This is a genomic window from Nonomuraea recticatena, assembly GCF_039533245.1.
Lineage (GTDB): Bacteria > Actinomycetota > Actinomycetes > Streptosporangiales > Streptosporangiaceae > Nonomuraea > Nonomuraea roseola.
In genome coordinates this window covers 100083-114022 of record NZ_BAAATE010000005.1, presented here as the reverse complement: position 1 = coordinate 114022, position 13940 = coordinate 100083, and the positions used below count along the sequence as shown (strand labels likewise).

Here is a 13940-nt window from a genome sequence, read left to right as displayed (position 1 = left end):
GATTCCTTGGCTCATGCCCGTGTGCTGAACGCTCTCAACAACCTGGACGACAGCAGGCCATGGACTCGGCCTGGTGGCTGGGGCCGCCTCCCCCAGAACACAACCAGGCTGCATTGCCCCTTGGTCGGCGGTGATCTGTCCCGCCTGATCCAATCGCTGGATCGCCGTCAAGCAACCTTTCGCCGCACTCATGCGTGATCAAGGTCGGACACGCTGAATCCAGCCCATCACCGAGAGGCCTGCCCTTGAAACTCGCCATCAGCGCCTTACTCCTGCTGGCACTCCCAGCACCGGCCCTTACAGCGGCCGACGGCATCCCGTCCCTGGCAGGGGCTACCAACAGCACCAATGGTGCGGCGTTCGCCAGAGGACCGGCCGAGGGACCCGCGCACGCCGTGACAGCGGCCAAGGGCCGGGCGCGTGCCATCACGCTGATCACCGGGGACACGGTCCGCCTGGGTCAGGGCGGCGGCCACGCGATCGAACGAGGCCCGGGCCGTGAGAACATCACCTTCGCCATCGACCAGGTCGGCGACCGACTGCAGGTGGTGCCCAGCGACGCGGCGCCGCTCCTCGCATCCGGCCTGCTCGACAGCCGCCTGTTCGACGTGTCGAACCTCCTGGACTTCGACTACGACCGTCACCAGCATCTCCCCTTGATCATTTCCTACGACGGCTCCACGGCCAAGAGCCGCGTACACGACCGGGCGGCCGCCGCAGGCGCACGCGTCGTGCGTGAGCTGCCCACTATCGACGCCCTCGCCGTACACGCGGAAGGGAAGGACCGCACCAAGCTCTGGGCAGAGCTGACCGCCCGCGGCCTCAAGGCCGCGGGCGTGAAGAAGGTGTGGCTGGACGGCCGGATGAGGCCCACGCTCGAAACGAGCGTGCCGCAGATCGGCGCACCGGCCGCGTGGGAGCGCGGGCTCACCGGTGCCGGAGTGAAGGTCGGCGTGGTGGACACCGGCGTGGACGCCACCCACCCCGACCTCGCCGGACGGATCGCGGGACAGCGCAACTTCACCTCCGACCCCGACGAGGATGACGTCGTCGGCCACGGCACGCACGTGGCCTCCACCATCGTCGGCGGCGGAGAGGCGTCCGGCGGGCGGAACCGCGGTGTCGCGCACGGCGCGACGGTGCTCAGCGCGAAGGTGTGCATGGCGTGGTCCTGCGAGGAGTCCGCCATGATCGCAGGCATGCAGTGGGTCGCCGAGCAGGGCGCGAAGGTGGTGAACCTCAGCGTGGGCGGACCGGACGACCCCGGCGTCGACCCGGTGGAGCAGGCGCTGGAGGACCTGACCGCCAGGCACGGAACCCTGTTCGTGGTGTCGGCGGGCAACAACGGCACGGAGCGTTCGGTCGGCAGTCCGGGAAGCGCGGACTCCGCGCTGACCGTCGGCGCGGTGGACAGGAACGAACAGCGCGCCGCGTTCTCCAGCCAGGGGCCACGCGTCGGAGATCACGCGCTCAAGCCCGACATCACCGCTCCGGGCGTCGGCATCGTGGCCGCGCGAAGCAGGCACACGCAGGAGGGCCAAGGCTCGTACCACGCCATGTCCGGCACGTCGATGGCCGCGCCGCACGTCGCGGGAGCGGCGGCGATCGTGGCCGCCCAGCACCCCGACTGGAGTCCGGCCCAACTCAAGGCCGTGCTGATGGCCTCGGCCCGGCCAGGGACGATCGGCGTGTTCGGCCAGGGCGCCGGCCGTGTGGACGTCGCGCAGGCGACCACCCAGTTCATCACGGCGAACCCTCCTGGCCTGGGGTTCGGGCAGCAGCGCTGGCCGCACACCGACGACGAGCCGATCACCAGGACGCTGACCTACACCAACGCGGGGCCGGCGCCTGTCACCCTCGACCTCGCCGTACGGGCCCTCGACGCTGCGGGACGGCCCCTCGACGCGGCGCTCTTCAGCGTGAGTCCCCGCTCGGTCACCGTTGCCGCCGGCGGCAGCGCCGAGGTGTCGGTGACCGCCGACACGCGCGGCGACCTTCCGGACACTCCGCTCGGCGGGTACCTCACGGCCACCGGCGGCGGCATCACGGTCAGCACGCCGCTCGGCGTCGACAGAGAGGTGGAGAGCTACGACCTCACACTCAACCAGAACGACCGCGACGGTCGGCCCGCGACAAGCGTCACGACGGTGCTGCGACCGCTGGAAGGCGCCTACGACGACATGGTCGCGTTGAGGGGCCAGCGGGCCAGCACCACGCTACGCCTGCCCAAGGGCACCTGGGCCGTCGGCACGACGTTCCTGGGCGCAGCTAGAACCCTCCTCGTGCATCCCGGGCTGGCGCTGACCGGGCCGCGGACGCTCGACCTGGACGCCAGGCTCGGTCGGCCCCTGTCCGTCACCCCGCCGGATCCGAGGGTCAAGCAGGTCGACGCCCAGCTCGGCTACCGTGGACAGCTGGCCGACGGATCGTCCTTCTCGAGTGTGATATCCAGGCCCTCGTTCGAAACGCTCTACGGCGCGCAACTCGGCGGCGACCAGACCTATCCGCATGCGATGAGCAAGGTGTCCGGCACCTGGGCCCTTCCTTCGCCCGAGGGTGGCACGGACAACAGCCCCTACCTCTACCACCTCGGCTACTTCACCGCCGGCCAGATGGTCACCGGCTTCCAACGGACGGTGACCCAGCAGGAGCTGGCGACGGTCAAGGTGGACTACGCCCAGCAGCTCGCGGGTACGGCGGGCAGCACGGCCGCCGGTCCGCAACCCCGGGACTTCCTCTTCCCGCACTATTACGCCGGCCATGGGATCCCGCTGCCCTCCGTCCAGACCGAGTACGTCAACACGGACGACGGGATCCGGTGGCAGCGCTGGTTCCACGAGACGGACGCCCAGGGCGAGGACGAGGTCCAGGCCATCTTCGGCCGAGCCGTCATCTACCAGCGCGGCCGCACTCATGCAGAACACTGGAACCGCGGCGTGTTCGCCCCCACAGGCGGCGCGGAGGCGACGCCCGACGCGATCACCAGGACGGGCGACCTGATCTCGGTGAACTTCACCTTCTACCACGGTGACGGGCGGGGTCAGCCGGGTTACTCACAGGCGCCGCGGCAGCGCTCGGCGCTCTATCGCGACGGACGGCTCGTGGCGGAGGGCGAAGCGGTCCACTCCCAGCCCTTCTTCGTCCCGCCTGAGGCGGCGACATACCGGGTGGAGACGGAGGCAGAACGGGACGAGCCCTTCACCTCCACCCGGATCTTCTCCGCATGGACCTTCAGGTCCGAGCATGCTCCCGGCACCGTGCAGCTCCCGTCGGCGACGATCAGCTTCACGCCCGCTCTGGACAACCGGAACGTCGCCCGTGGTGGCGTGCCGTTCACGGTGCCTGTCACCGTGTGGCAGACACCCGGCGCGGGCGGGAGGCTGAAGGCCCTGAACGTGGAGGTGTCCACCGACGACGGGGCGACCTGGAGCATCCCCAAGCTGGTCAGGACGCCGGCGGGCGGAGTGGTGTTCCTGCGCAACCCGGCCACGGGGCACGTGTCCTTGCGAGCCAAAGCCACCGACGTCTCCGGCAACACCGTCGAACAGACGATCATCCGCGCCTACCGAGTGGGGTGAATCGCTTCGAGCCTGCACCGGCCGCCCCGGTTGCCCCGGTGGTTCAGTCGTCCACGGTGACGAAGCCGCCGGTGTCCACCTCCGGCGGCGGGGCCGGCGTCGTCCATCCCCCCCGTGGGTACGGTGGCCGCCCCGCGTACGGAAACCAGCTCGGGTGATCGCTGACTTTCGTCAGGGGGAGTGGGTAGTCGTGGGATATGAGTGAAGCCCCGAGACACGTCACCGAGCTCGCCGAGCGGCGAGTCAAGGCCAGGGCGGTGCGCGACTACGCCGCCGCCGACGCACTCCGTCAGGAGATCGAGCAGGCGGGCTGGCAGGTCCGCGACTCGGCCGACGGTTACGAACTGACCGTGAAACCCCCCTTCGACCAGTGGCCGTCGGTGCGCTCCATTCCGGTCTCGGCCATGACGGAGCCCGAGGGGAAGAAGGGCGGCGGCCTCGACAAGATCAACCCCGCCGCCGAGCTCGGCTTCTCGGGCGACCCCGGCCAGAAGGGCGACCCCGGTGACGACATGCTGCACGCGCAGCGGACCTGGGACGCCGGCCTCGCGACGAACAGGCTCGACATCGCGGGTGTCGACCTGGAGCGGCAGCGGGTCGAGATCTCCGGCGTGACCGCCAGCGTGGGGGTCATCGTCGACGGATGGGCCGACGACATGCGCAGGTGCCTGGAGTCGGTCCTCGAGCACACCAGCGCCCCGATCCTCGCCCTCGACCTCGGGAACGTGCACGGCGCGGGGGAGGCCCTGCACGAGCTGGCCGAGCGTCACCCCGAGCGGATCACCGCGTGGCACGTGGCCGAGCAGCCGCACTGGCAGGGAGGTACGGCGGGCTGGGGCGCGGCCCGTACCAAGCTGATGCAGCTGGACACCGCGGACGTGCACGTGCTGATGGAGACCTCCACGGTCCTGGAGGGAGACGCGCTGACGCCGCTGGTGAAGGCGGTCAAGGACGGGGCGGTCGCCGCAGGGTGGAAGGGCGTGGATCCCGGAGAGAACGACACGGAGTGGAACGAGTCGGGGCCAGGGCGGGTGCGGGCGCTGCTCGGGTACCTGATGGCGGTGCGGAGAGGCGCGGCGCTGCGGGCCTTCCCCGAGAAGGTGCGCTACTACCGCAACGCCGACCTGGTGCTGTCGCTCGCGCTGGAGGGGCCGCTGGTGGTGCCCGACGAGCGGCTGCCCGTACGGCAGGAGCGTCACCACGGTTACCACGACGTCTCCCCTGAATACAGGGACAGGGAGGCGCGCAGGAACTACGAGGCCGTGTTGCGCATGCTGCGTTCCTCGTAGGCTTGTCGCTTATGGGAGACCTGAGGTTGCTCGCGCCGTACACCACGCTGGGCCTGGGCGGGCCCGCTCGCGCCTACGAGGAGGCGACGACCGCCGAGGAGCTGGTCTCGCTGGTGGCCGAGGCCGACAGGCGCGGTGAGCCGACGCTGATCCTGGGTGGCGGCAGCAACCTGGTGGTGTCCGACGAGGGCTTCGACGGCCTGGTGGTCAAGGTGGCCACGCGCGGGGTGACGGTCTCGCGCGACGGTGGCCAGGTGGTGGTCGAGGCCGAGGCGGGCGAGGACTGGGACCCCCTGGTCGCGCGGGCGGTCGCCGAGGGCTGGTCGGGGCTCGAGTGCATGTCGGGCATCCCTGGGCTGGTCGGGTCGACGCCGATCCAGAACGTCGGCGCCTACGGCCAGGAGGTCGCCCACACGGTGCGGTGCGTGCGGGTCTTCGACCGGCGCACGCGCGAGGTGGCCGACGTGGAGGCGCGCAGGTGCGGGTTCTCCTACCGCGACAGCGCCTTCAAGCGAGACCTGGGACGCTACGTCGTGCTCGGCGTCACCTTCGCACTGGACGTCTCGGAGACGTCGGGCCCGCTCACCTACCAGGAGCTGGTGAACCGCGTGGGTGAGCGGGCCGCGCTGGGCGAGGTGCGCGAGGCGGTGCTGGGGCTGCGCAGGGGCAAGGGCATGGTCCTCGACCCCGCCGACCCCGACTCCCGCAGCGCGGGTTCCTTCTTCACCAACCCGATCGTCTCCGCCGAGCAGGCCGCCGCGCTGGGCGACGGATCGCCCCGGTTCGACATGCCGGACGGCTCGGTCAAGGTGCCCGCGGCGTGGCTGATCGAGCAGGCGGGGTTCCCGAAGGGGTACACGCGCGGTCCCGTGCGCATCTCCACCAAGCACACGCTCGCGCTGACCAACCCTCACGGCCGCGGCACCACCGCGGACCTGATCGCGCTGGCCCGTGAGGTGCGCGACGGCGTGCTCGCGAAGTTCGGCGTCACGCTGGTCAACGAGCCCGTGATGGTCGGCTGCGCGCTCTAGCCCTGCATCCAGCGGGTGTCGGAGATCACCCAGTACTCCACGAACCTGTCGTTCTCGGCGCGCAGGATGTCGTGGCCGCTGAAGGCGACGCGGGCGTTCTCGGGCAGGGCCACGCCGGGGATGCCGCCCCTGTAGTCGCCTTCGAACGTCCAGCGGGCGGCCACGGTGTCGCCGTCGACGATCGGGCCGACGTCGAGCGTGACCATCACGTTCGTGAACGGCGCGTGGCCCTGCTCCAGGGCGCGCTTGAGCCCGTCGGGGCCGTGCACGTCCATGCCGGGCCAGTGGCCGACGAAGTCGTCCGACACCAGCTCGTCGGCCAGGTCGAAGTCGCCGTTCCACATCTCCAGCAGCCAGCGTCTGTACAGCTTGACCATGGTGATATCCTCAGTCCGATATGCCCGAAGGGGAGTAGTCCACAATCCGCGTGGTCGACATGCTGGCACTTTTGCCCGGCTACGCGAGCCTGTAACAGGCGGACGAGACCTTCGGCCTGGCAGCCATGCCGGGCCGAAGTCGTGCTCCCCCAGGTCGCTTCAGGTCCGGCTGTACGAAAGAGGACCGTTGGAAGCGTTCTGGATCAGTCTTGGCGTGATTTTCGTGGCCGAGCTGGGCGACAAGAGCCAGTTGATGGCCATGACGTTCGCCACCCGTTTCAAGACCTGGCCCGTGCTGGCCGGCATCACCATCGCCACCACGGCAGTGCACCTGGCCAGCGTGGCCGTCGGCGGGCTGATCGGCGACGCGCTGCCGACCACGGCCATCTCGATCGTCGCGGGCATCGCCTTCCTCGGCTTCGCCCTGTGGACCCTGCGCGGCGACGAGCTGACCGAGGAGGAGTCGCGCAAGGCCCAGCGGACGACCAGGAACGCCGTGATCGCCGTGACGGTGGCCTTCTTCCTGAGCGAGCTGGGCGACAAGACCATGCTGGCCACCATCACGCTGGCCACGCAGCACGGATGGCTCGGCACCTGGATCGGCTCCACCGTGGGCATGGTCGCCGCCGACGCTCTGGCCATCGTGGTCGGGCGCCTGCTCGGCAGGCACCTGCCGGAGAAGGCCATCCGGTACGGCGCCGCAGCGGCCTTCGCGGTCTTCGGCATCGCCCTGCTGGTCGAACCCCTGCTCTAGGACGGCGTCACGCCGACAGCAACGCCAGCCTGTGTGCGGCGGCGGCGGCCTCGCCCCTCGTCGCCACCCGCAGCTTCGCGAGGATGTTGGAGACGTGCACGCTGACCGTCTTCGCCGAGATGAACAGCTCGGCCGCGATGTCCCTGTTGGTACGGCCGAGCGCGACCAGGCGCAGCACCTCCAACTCGCGCGGGGTGAGCAGGTCGGGCGAGGGCGCGGTGGGCTCCTCCAGCAGCGTGACACCGAGACGGCGGGCCAGTCCCTCGACCTCGGCGACCAGCGGCGCGGCCAGCAGCGCGGTCGCGAGGGGATGGGCGGCGCGCAACCGGGAGGCGGCCCCCTCCTTGTCGCCCGCGCGTGCCCGTACGGTCGCCGCCCTGAGCAGCGACTTCGCGCGGGCGTGCGGCCTTTCGAGCCGCTCCCACGCCTCCGCCGCGGCGTCGAAGTCGCCGTCGAAGGTGAGCCTGTAGGCCTCGGACACCGGGCCGCTGACCGCCAGCGTGGCGGCCAGCTCGGCGGCCATCGCCCGCACCCGCGCCGCCCTCTCGGGCAGTCCTGGCTCGGCGGCGTCGCAGACGGTGCGGATCATCGAGAGGGTTCGCCAGGCCAGTGCGGCCTTGTGCGCCTGGTTCGGCCTGTTGAGCAGGCGTTCGGCGACGGCCAGCGCGTGGTCGGGCTCGCCCTTCAGCATGTGCCAGCCGATGTGCAGGCGGCTGTTGTTGGTGATGTCCTGGATGAAGTCCTCCTGGCGGTCCTTGAGGACGCCGAGCTCGGACAGTATCCCTTCGACCAGGTCCAGCTCACCTCTGGCCAGCGCGATGTCGGCGCGCACCCTCATGAGGTGGTGGCGGGTGCTCTGGGTGGGGCCGAGGCTGAGGGCGTGGTCGATGACCTGGACGGCCTCCTCCCACCTGCCCAGGCTCTCCAGCGCCTCGGCCAGGTTGTTGAGTATGAAGGCGCCGGAGGCTCTGACCCTGCCGTACTTCTTGGCCAGCGCCTCGCCCTCGCGGCCCAGCTCGATGGCCTCGCGGGAGCGGCCCAGCTCGTTGAGCGCGTCGATGTTGTTGGCCACCGCGCGCAGGATCAGCTGGCCTGAGCCGACCTCCTCGCCCAGGCGCATGGCGCGCGTGTTGGCCTCGAAGGTGCGCTCGAGCTCTCCGTCGAGGGAGTAGCCGAGGGCGCGGTTGATGATCAGCTCGCCCTCGATGACCCTGTCGCCGAGCTGTCTGGCCAGCGCCAGGCCCTCCTCTGCCAGCATGGTGCCCTCGGCGACCTGGCCGGTGAGCATGAGGTGGCGGCTGAGCTTGACGAGCACGTCGGCGCGGGTGCTGCTCGGCTCGGGGACCAGGCTGAGAGCGCGGCGGAAGTTCTCCAGGGCGCCGGGCTTGGTCTTGGCCAGCTTGAAGTTGCCCCAGCGCACCAGGAGCGCGGCGACCCGTTCGGGCTCGGCCGACTCCTCCAGCTCGCTGAGCGCGGCCTTGACGAACTTGACGCCCTTGTCGATGTCGGCGCAGGCGTGGGAGGCCTCGGAGGCGCGCTCCAGCACCGCCGTGTGGTCGACGCCGATGTCGCCGCAGGCGCCCGGCACCTTGTCCCACAGCATGAGGACGCGTTCGAGCAAGGGGATGGCCTCGGTGTAGGCGAAGGCCTTGAACGACTTCTGCGCCGCCTCCCACGCCGAGATCAGCGCCCAGTGGTCGTCGCGCGCGCCGTACCAGTGGTGGGCGATCTCGACCGCCGCCCTGCCGGGGGGCACGAGGGTGCGGTCGCGGGAGATCTCCTCGGCGTAGCGACCGTGCAGGCGCTGGTGCTCGCCGGGCAGCAGCTCGTCGTGGACGGCCTCGCGGATCAGCGCGTGGCGGAAGACGTAGGCGCGGTTGTCGGCGATCTGCAGGACGTTGCCCGCGATGGCGGGGCGCAGCGCGGCCTCGAGGTCGAGCTCCGACAGGCCGCTGACGGCCGACAGCAGGGCGTGGCCGACCCGGATGCCGCCCGCGGCCGCGATGCGCAGGACGCGCTGGGTCTCCTCGGGAAGACGCTCGACCGAGCCGAGGATCAGGTCGGTGAGGGAGTCGGGCACCTCGCCCGCGCCGTCGTCGCACTCCATCAGGGCCTCGACGAACAGCGGGATGCCCTGGCTGCGCTGGTAGACGGTCTCGATGCGGGAGTAGAGCGGCGGGACGCCGAGAATGCCGGCCATCTGCCCTGCGACCTCGTCGCGCGACAGGCGCGGCAGGTCGAGCCTGAGCACGCCCGCCACCCGGCCCAGCTCGGCCAGGACAGGGCGGAGAGGATGCTGGCGGTGCAGGTCGTCCGAGCGGTAGGTCAGCACCATGAGCACCTGCGACTCGCGCAGGTTGCGGCTGAGGAAGGCGATCAGGTCGCGGCTGGACCTGTCGGCCCAGTGGATGTCCTCCACGACCAGCACCACGGGCCGCGGCTCTGCCAGCCGTTCGAGCAGGGTGAGGAACTGCTCGAAGAGCCTGGCCCTGCCGGTGTTGGTGTCGCCGTCCGCGCTCGGCTCGCCGAACTCGGGCAGCAGTCTGGCCAGGTCACGCTCGGCGCCCTCGGGCAGCAGCGAGCCGATCCTGGCCGTGCCGATCTCTCTGACGAGCTGGCGGAGCGCGGCGGTGAACGGAGCGTAGGCGAGGCCGTCGCTGGAGAGCTCGACGCAGCCGCCGAACAGCACGTGCGCGCCGTCGGCCGCCGCGCGCTCGGCGAAGCTCTGCACCAGTCTGGTCTTGCCGACCCCTGCTTCGCCGCCCAGCAGGACGGCGGTGGCCGCGCCCTTACGCGCCTCGTCGAAGGACTCCGCCAGGACGGTCAGCTCAGCTTCCCGCCCCACGAAGACGGGACTGACCGATCGACCTATCACGTCCTCAAGCATGGCATGCCCTTTAGAGAGGTTACGACCGGTTTAGGGGGGCTGTGGGGCCCGGCCGCGAGGGAGGATGCGGCCGGGCTCCTTGGGGGCGGTCACGACTTCCTGAACTTGCTGAAGAGCGAGCGGTGGCGACGCTCGGACTCACCCGACTTCTGCGCCTCGCGTACTCGGCGGTGCATGGCCGCCGCCTGACGAAGCTCCTTGGCATGGGACTGCATGAGCTGGTACTCAATTTCCGGGTTCACGGCCGGATCTCCTGTTTCTTCATGCGACTTGCTGACATGTTCAAGAATCCGGCTAAGGCCCACCCCGCCACATCAGGCGGATGCCCTATCTCTGCCGAACCATCGGCTTACGACTACCTAGGACACGCCTGGGGGCCGCCTTAGACCGGCGACGATGGTGCGCCGTGAAGCTATGGACGATCATCGTGGCGGCCTGCGTGCTCCTCATCGCGGACGCTCCCGCCGCAGCTCACAGGTATGGGTGGCAGGTCTCGCTGGTCGGCGAGACCGGTATGTGGGGCGGCTTTCGCGAGGTCTCCTCCGGCGGGCCGCAGGACGCGTGGGTGGTGCGCGCGGGGCTGCCGCCGCTGCGGTGGAACGGCGTGGAGTGGCACGGCGCGACGGGTAAGGCGGGGCCGTACCTGGTCAGGCAGGCGGGGCAGGGCGTGACCTGGACCTTCACCGACGGTCCCGCCCGCGTGGACGTGCGGCGCATGACGGAGGGCCGGTGGAGCAGGCTGCCGATCGAGGCGGAGTCCGCGCACGTGACCGCGGCGGCGGCCACGGGGGCCGACGACTGCTGGGCGGCGGGGCTCAGGCTCTCGCGCGAGGGCATGACCGACGGGCTCTGGCACTGGGAGGGGCAGGCGTGGCGCCCGGTCGCCGCCCCGCTGCCGATCAGCGACCTCGCCGCGGCTCCAGACGGGCAGGTCTGGGCGCTCAGCAGCCCGGGGGTGTCCAATCTCGGCTACGGGGGCGAGCGCGCGGCCTCGATCCTGCGCTGGACGGACGGGGAGTGGCTGCGCACCCCGATCCCGGCGATCGCGCTGCCCGAGGGCGGCCACCTGGAACTCAACGACCTCGCCATGCCGTACGCCGGTCTCGGTTACGCGGTGGGGGCGATCACGGTGGGCGGCGCGCCGCTGGAGGCGGTGGTGCTGCGCTGGGACGGCGCCGCGTGGGAGCGGCTGCCTCACCGTCCCCCGGCGACCGCCTACACCCACGTGACCACGGACGGCGGCAGCGGGATGTGGCTGGCCGCCGCGCGGACGGGGCTCCCCGGCGCGCTCGTGCGCTTCGTGGACGGCTCCTGGTCGCAGATCTCCGTCCTGCCCGAGGGCTCCACGCACGCGGAGGTGCGGGGGCTGGCCAACGTTCCCGGCACCTCCCAGATGTGGGCCACGGTCGACGCCGGCGGCACGAGCGCGGTGCTTACCTACAGGTGAAACAGATGATGCTGACGAAAAACGAGCGAACATTCGGGCAGCTCCGGTTTGGAAGTACCCATCCCGGTCGGCGATGCTGTGATGGTGTCAACTGTGACTACCTCGCTCGCGGACGTGGCCTCTTCGGACGCCACGCTGCGGGCCTTCCTGCACGGCCTTCCAGGTGTCGACCGGGTGGGCGCGGACCAGCGGGCGGCGATGCTCGGCACCCGCTCCATCAAGACGACCGCCAAGGCTCAGGCCATCGACCTGGCCATCTCGATGGTCGACCTCACCACCCTGGAGGGCGCCGACACGACCGGCAAGGTCCGGGCGATGTGCGCCAAGGCGATGCACACCGCTGAGGGCGCGCCCCGGGTGGCCGCCGTCTGCGTCTACCCCGACCTCGTCGCCGTCGCCGTCTCCGCGCTGAAGGGCTCGGGGGTGAAGGTCGCCTCGGTGGCGACCGCCTTCCCCAGCGGCCGTTCCTCCCTCGAGGTCAAGGTGAGCGACACCGCGCTGGCCGTGGCGGCCGGCGCCGACGAGATCGACATGGTGATCGACAGGGGCGCCTTCCTGTCGGGCGACTACCAGAAGGTCTTCGAGGAGATCGTCGCGGTGAAGGCCGCCTGCGGCGAGGCGCACCTGAAGGTGATCCTCGAGACGGGCGAGCTGGCGACCTACGACAACGTACGGCGGGCGTCGTGGCTGGCGATGATCGCCGGCGCCGACTTCATCAAGACCTCCACCGGCAAGGTGTCGCCCGCCGCGACGCTTCCCGTCACCCTGATCATGCTCGAGGCCGTACGCGACTTCCGTGACGTCACGGGGCGCCAGGTCGGCGTGAAGCCCGCGGGCGGGATCCGCACCACCAAGGACGCCATCAAGAACCTGGTGCTGGTCAACGAGACCGTCGGCGACGACTGGCTGAGCCCCGACTGGTTCAGGCTCGGCGCCTCCTCCCTGCTGAACGACCTGCTCATGCAGCGCCAGAAGCTCGCCACAGGCCGGTACGCCGGTCCCGACTACTTCACCCTGGACTGATCGAGATGTTCGAGTACGCACCTGCGCCCGAGTCGCGCGATGTCGTGGACATCAAGCCGTCCTACGGGCTGTTCATCAACGGCGAGTTCGTCCCCGGCTCCTCTTCCTTCAAGACCGTCAACCCCGCCAACGAGGAGGTCCTGGCCGAGGTGGCCGTCGCCTCCTCCGACGACGTGGACCGCGCGGTCCAGGCCGCGCGCAAGGCCTTCGGGGTCTGGTCGTCGATGCCGGGGGCCGAGCGGGCCAAGTACCTCTTCCGCATCGCCCGCATCATCCAGGAGCGCGCCCGCGAGCTGGCCGTCCTGGAGTCGCTCGACAACGGCAAGCCCATCCGCGAGTCGCGGGACGTGGACGTGCCGCTGGTCGCCGCGCACTTCTTCTACTACGCAGGATGGGCCGACAAGCTGGCCTACGCCGGGTTCGGCGACCGGCCGCTCGGCGTGGCGGGCCAGGTCATCCCGTGGAACTTCCCGCTGCTCATGCTCGCGTGGAAGATCGCTCCGGCGCTGGCCTGCGGCAACACGGTGGTGCTCAAGCCGGCCGAGACCACGCCGCTGACCGCCCTGCTGTTCGCCGAGATCTGCCAGCAGGCCGACCTGCCGCCCGGCGTGGTCAACATCGTGACGGGCGCGGGCGAGACGGGCGCCGCGGTCGTCGCGCACCCCGACGTCAACAAGGTGGCCTTCACCGGCTCCACCGAGGTCGGCAGGATCATCGCGAGGACCGTCGCGGGCACGTCCAAGAAGCTCACGCTGGAGCTGGGCGGCAAGGCGGCCAACATCGTCTTCGAGGACGCCGCCATCGACCAGGCGGTCGAGGGCATCGTCAACGGCATCTTCTTCAACCAGGGGCACGTGTGCTGCGCGGGCTCGCGCCTGCTGGTGCAGGAGTCCGTGCAGGACCAGCTGCTCGACTCCCTGCGCAGGCGTCTCAGCACGCTGAGGCTCGGCGACCCGCTGGACAAGAACACCGACATCGGCGCGATCAACTCCGCCGACCAGCTGGCGAGGATCAGGCAGCTGTCGGACCTCGGTGAGCAGGAGGGCGCCTCCCGCTGGTCTCCCGCCTGCGAGCTGCCAGAGAAGGGCTTCTGGTTCCCGCCGACGATCTTCACCGGCGTGGCGCAGTCGCACAGCATCGCGCGCGAGGAGATCTTCGGTCCCGTGCTGTCGGTGCTGACCTTCCGCACGCCTGCCGAGGCCGTGGAGAAGGCCAACAACACTCCGTACGGCCTGTCCGCGGGCGTCTGGACCGAGAAGGGCTCGCGCATCCTCTGGATGGCCGACCGGCTGCGCGCCGGGGTCGTCTGGGCGAACACCTTCAACAAGTTCGACCCCACGTCCCCCTTCGGCGGCTACAAGGAGTCCGGTTACGGCCGGGAAGGCGGGCTCGCGGGGCTGGAGGCCTACCTTGACGTGTGATCATCGCCTGACCAGGAGGCGGACCAGGCGCGCCCAGGCCACCCGTGGCCATGCCTACGCCCGTACCGGGCGCCCGACCAGGACCGGCTGGTTCGCCCACCGCTGCGGGGTGAGCCGCTGCGGCCAGATCTTC

10 protein-coding genes are annotated in these 13940 nt (G+C 70.5%); 7 read left to right on the top strand and 3 right to left on the bottom strand.

Annotated features, from left to right (window positions below; translation table 11 throughout):
- Nucleotides 1-245 precede the first annotated feature (245 nt).
- From ABFX50_RS12020 to ABFX50_RS12010, 3 genes are all read left to right on the top strand, one after another.
- On the top strand, nt 246-3578 hold the full coding sequence (locus tag ABFX50_RS12020) for a S8 family serine peptidase (RefSeq protein WP_346145883.1): 3333 nt from the start codon (nt 246-248) through the stop codon (nt 3576-3578).
- Between the two features lie 197 nt (nt 3579-3775).
- The gene (locus ABFX50_RS12015; RefSeq protein ID WP_346145881.1) at nt 3776-4867 is read left to right on the top strand and encodes a glycosyltransferase family 2 protein; all 1092 of its coding nucleotides are present in this window, start codon (nt 3776-3778) and stop codon (nt 4865-4867) included.
- A gap of 11 nt (nt 4868-4878) precedes the next feature.
- Nucleotides 4879-5898, top strand: coding sequence for a UDP-N-acetylmuramate dehydrogenase (locus ABFX50_RS12010; protein WP_346145879.1), 1020 nt, complete (start codon nt 4879-4881; stop codon nt 5896-5898).
- On the opposite strand, the gene ABFX50_RS12005 is transcribed toward ABFX50_RS12010, so the two are convergent.
- Nucleotides 5895-6275 (bottom strand): ester cyclase, encoded by a 381-nt coding sequence (locus tag ABFX50_RS12005; RefSeq protein WP_346145877.1) that lies wholly within the window; start codon nt 6273-6275, stop codon nt 5895-5897. The genes ABFX50_RS12010 and ABFX50_RS12005 overlap by 4 nt on opposite strands.
- Before the next feature lie 187 nt (nt 6276-6462).
- Here ABFX50_RS12005 and ABFX50_RS12000 point away from each other — a divergent pair, with 187 nt between their 5' ends.
- Entirely contained in the window at nt 6463-7029 is a 567-nt protein-coding gene (locus ABFX50_RS12000) for a TMEM165/GDT1 family protein (RefSeq protein WP_183651704.1), read from the top strand.
- Between the two features lie 7 nt (nt 7030-7036).
- Here the strand turns inward: ABFX50_RS12000 and ABFX50_RS11995 are convergent, their stop codons facing one another.
- Both ABFX50_RS11995 and ABFX50_RS11990 read right to left on the bottom strand, forming a co-directional pair.
- Nucleotides 7037-9874 (bottom strand): ATP-binding protein, encoded by a 2838-nt coding sequence (locus ABFX50_RS11995; protein ID WP_346145875.1) that lies wholly within the window; start codon nt 9872-9874, stop codon nt 7037-7039.
- A 131-nt stretch (nt 9875-10005) separates the two neighbouring features.
- On the bottom strand, nt 10006-10158 hold the full coding sequence (locus ABFX50_RS11990; protein WP_183651698.1) for a hypothetical protein: 153 nt from the start codon (nt 10156-10158) through the stop codon (nt 10006-10008).
- A 164-nt stretch (nt 10159-10322) separates the two neighbouring features.
- On the opposite strand from ABFX50_RS11990, the gene ABFX50_RS11985 reads away from it, so the two are divergent.
- The 3 genes from ABFX50_RS11985 (at nt 10323) to ABFX50_RS11975 (ending at nt 13807) form a co-directional block, all read left to right on the top strand.
- Nucleotides 10323-11363, top strand: a complete 1041-nt coding sequence (locus ABFX50_RS11985; RefSeq protein ID WP_346145873.1) for a hypothetical protein — start codon at nt 10323-10325, stop codon at nt 11361-11363.
- 81 nt (nt 11364-11444) lie between these two features.
- Entirely contained in the window at nt 11445-12386 is a 942-nt protein-coding gene (gene deoC / locus ABFX50_RS11980) for a deoxyribose-phosphate aldolase (RefSeq protein WP_183651692.1), read from the top strand.
- Nucleotides 12387-12391: 5 nt separating this feature from the next.
- On the top strand, nt 12392-13807 hold the full coding sequence (locus tag ABFX50_RS11975) for an aldehyde dehydrogenase family protein (protein ID WP_346145871.1): 1416 nt from the start codon (nt 12392-12394) through the stop codon (nt 13805-13807).
- Nucleotides 13808-13940 lie beyond the last annotated feature (133 nt).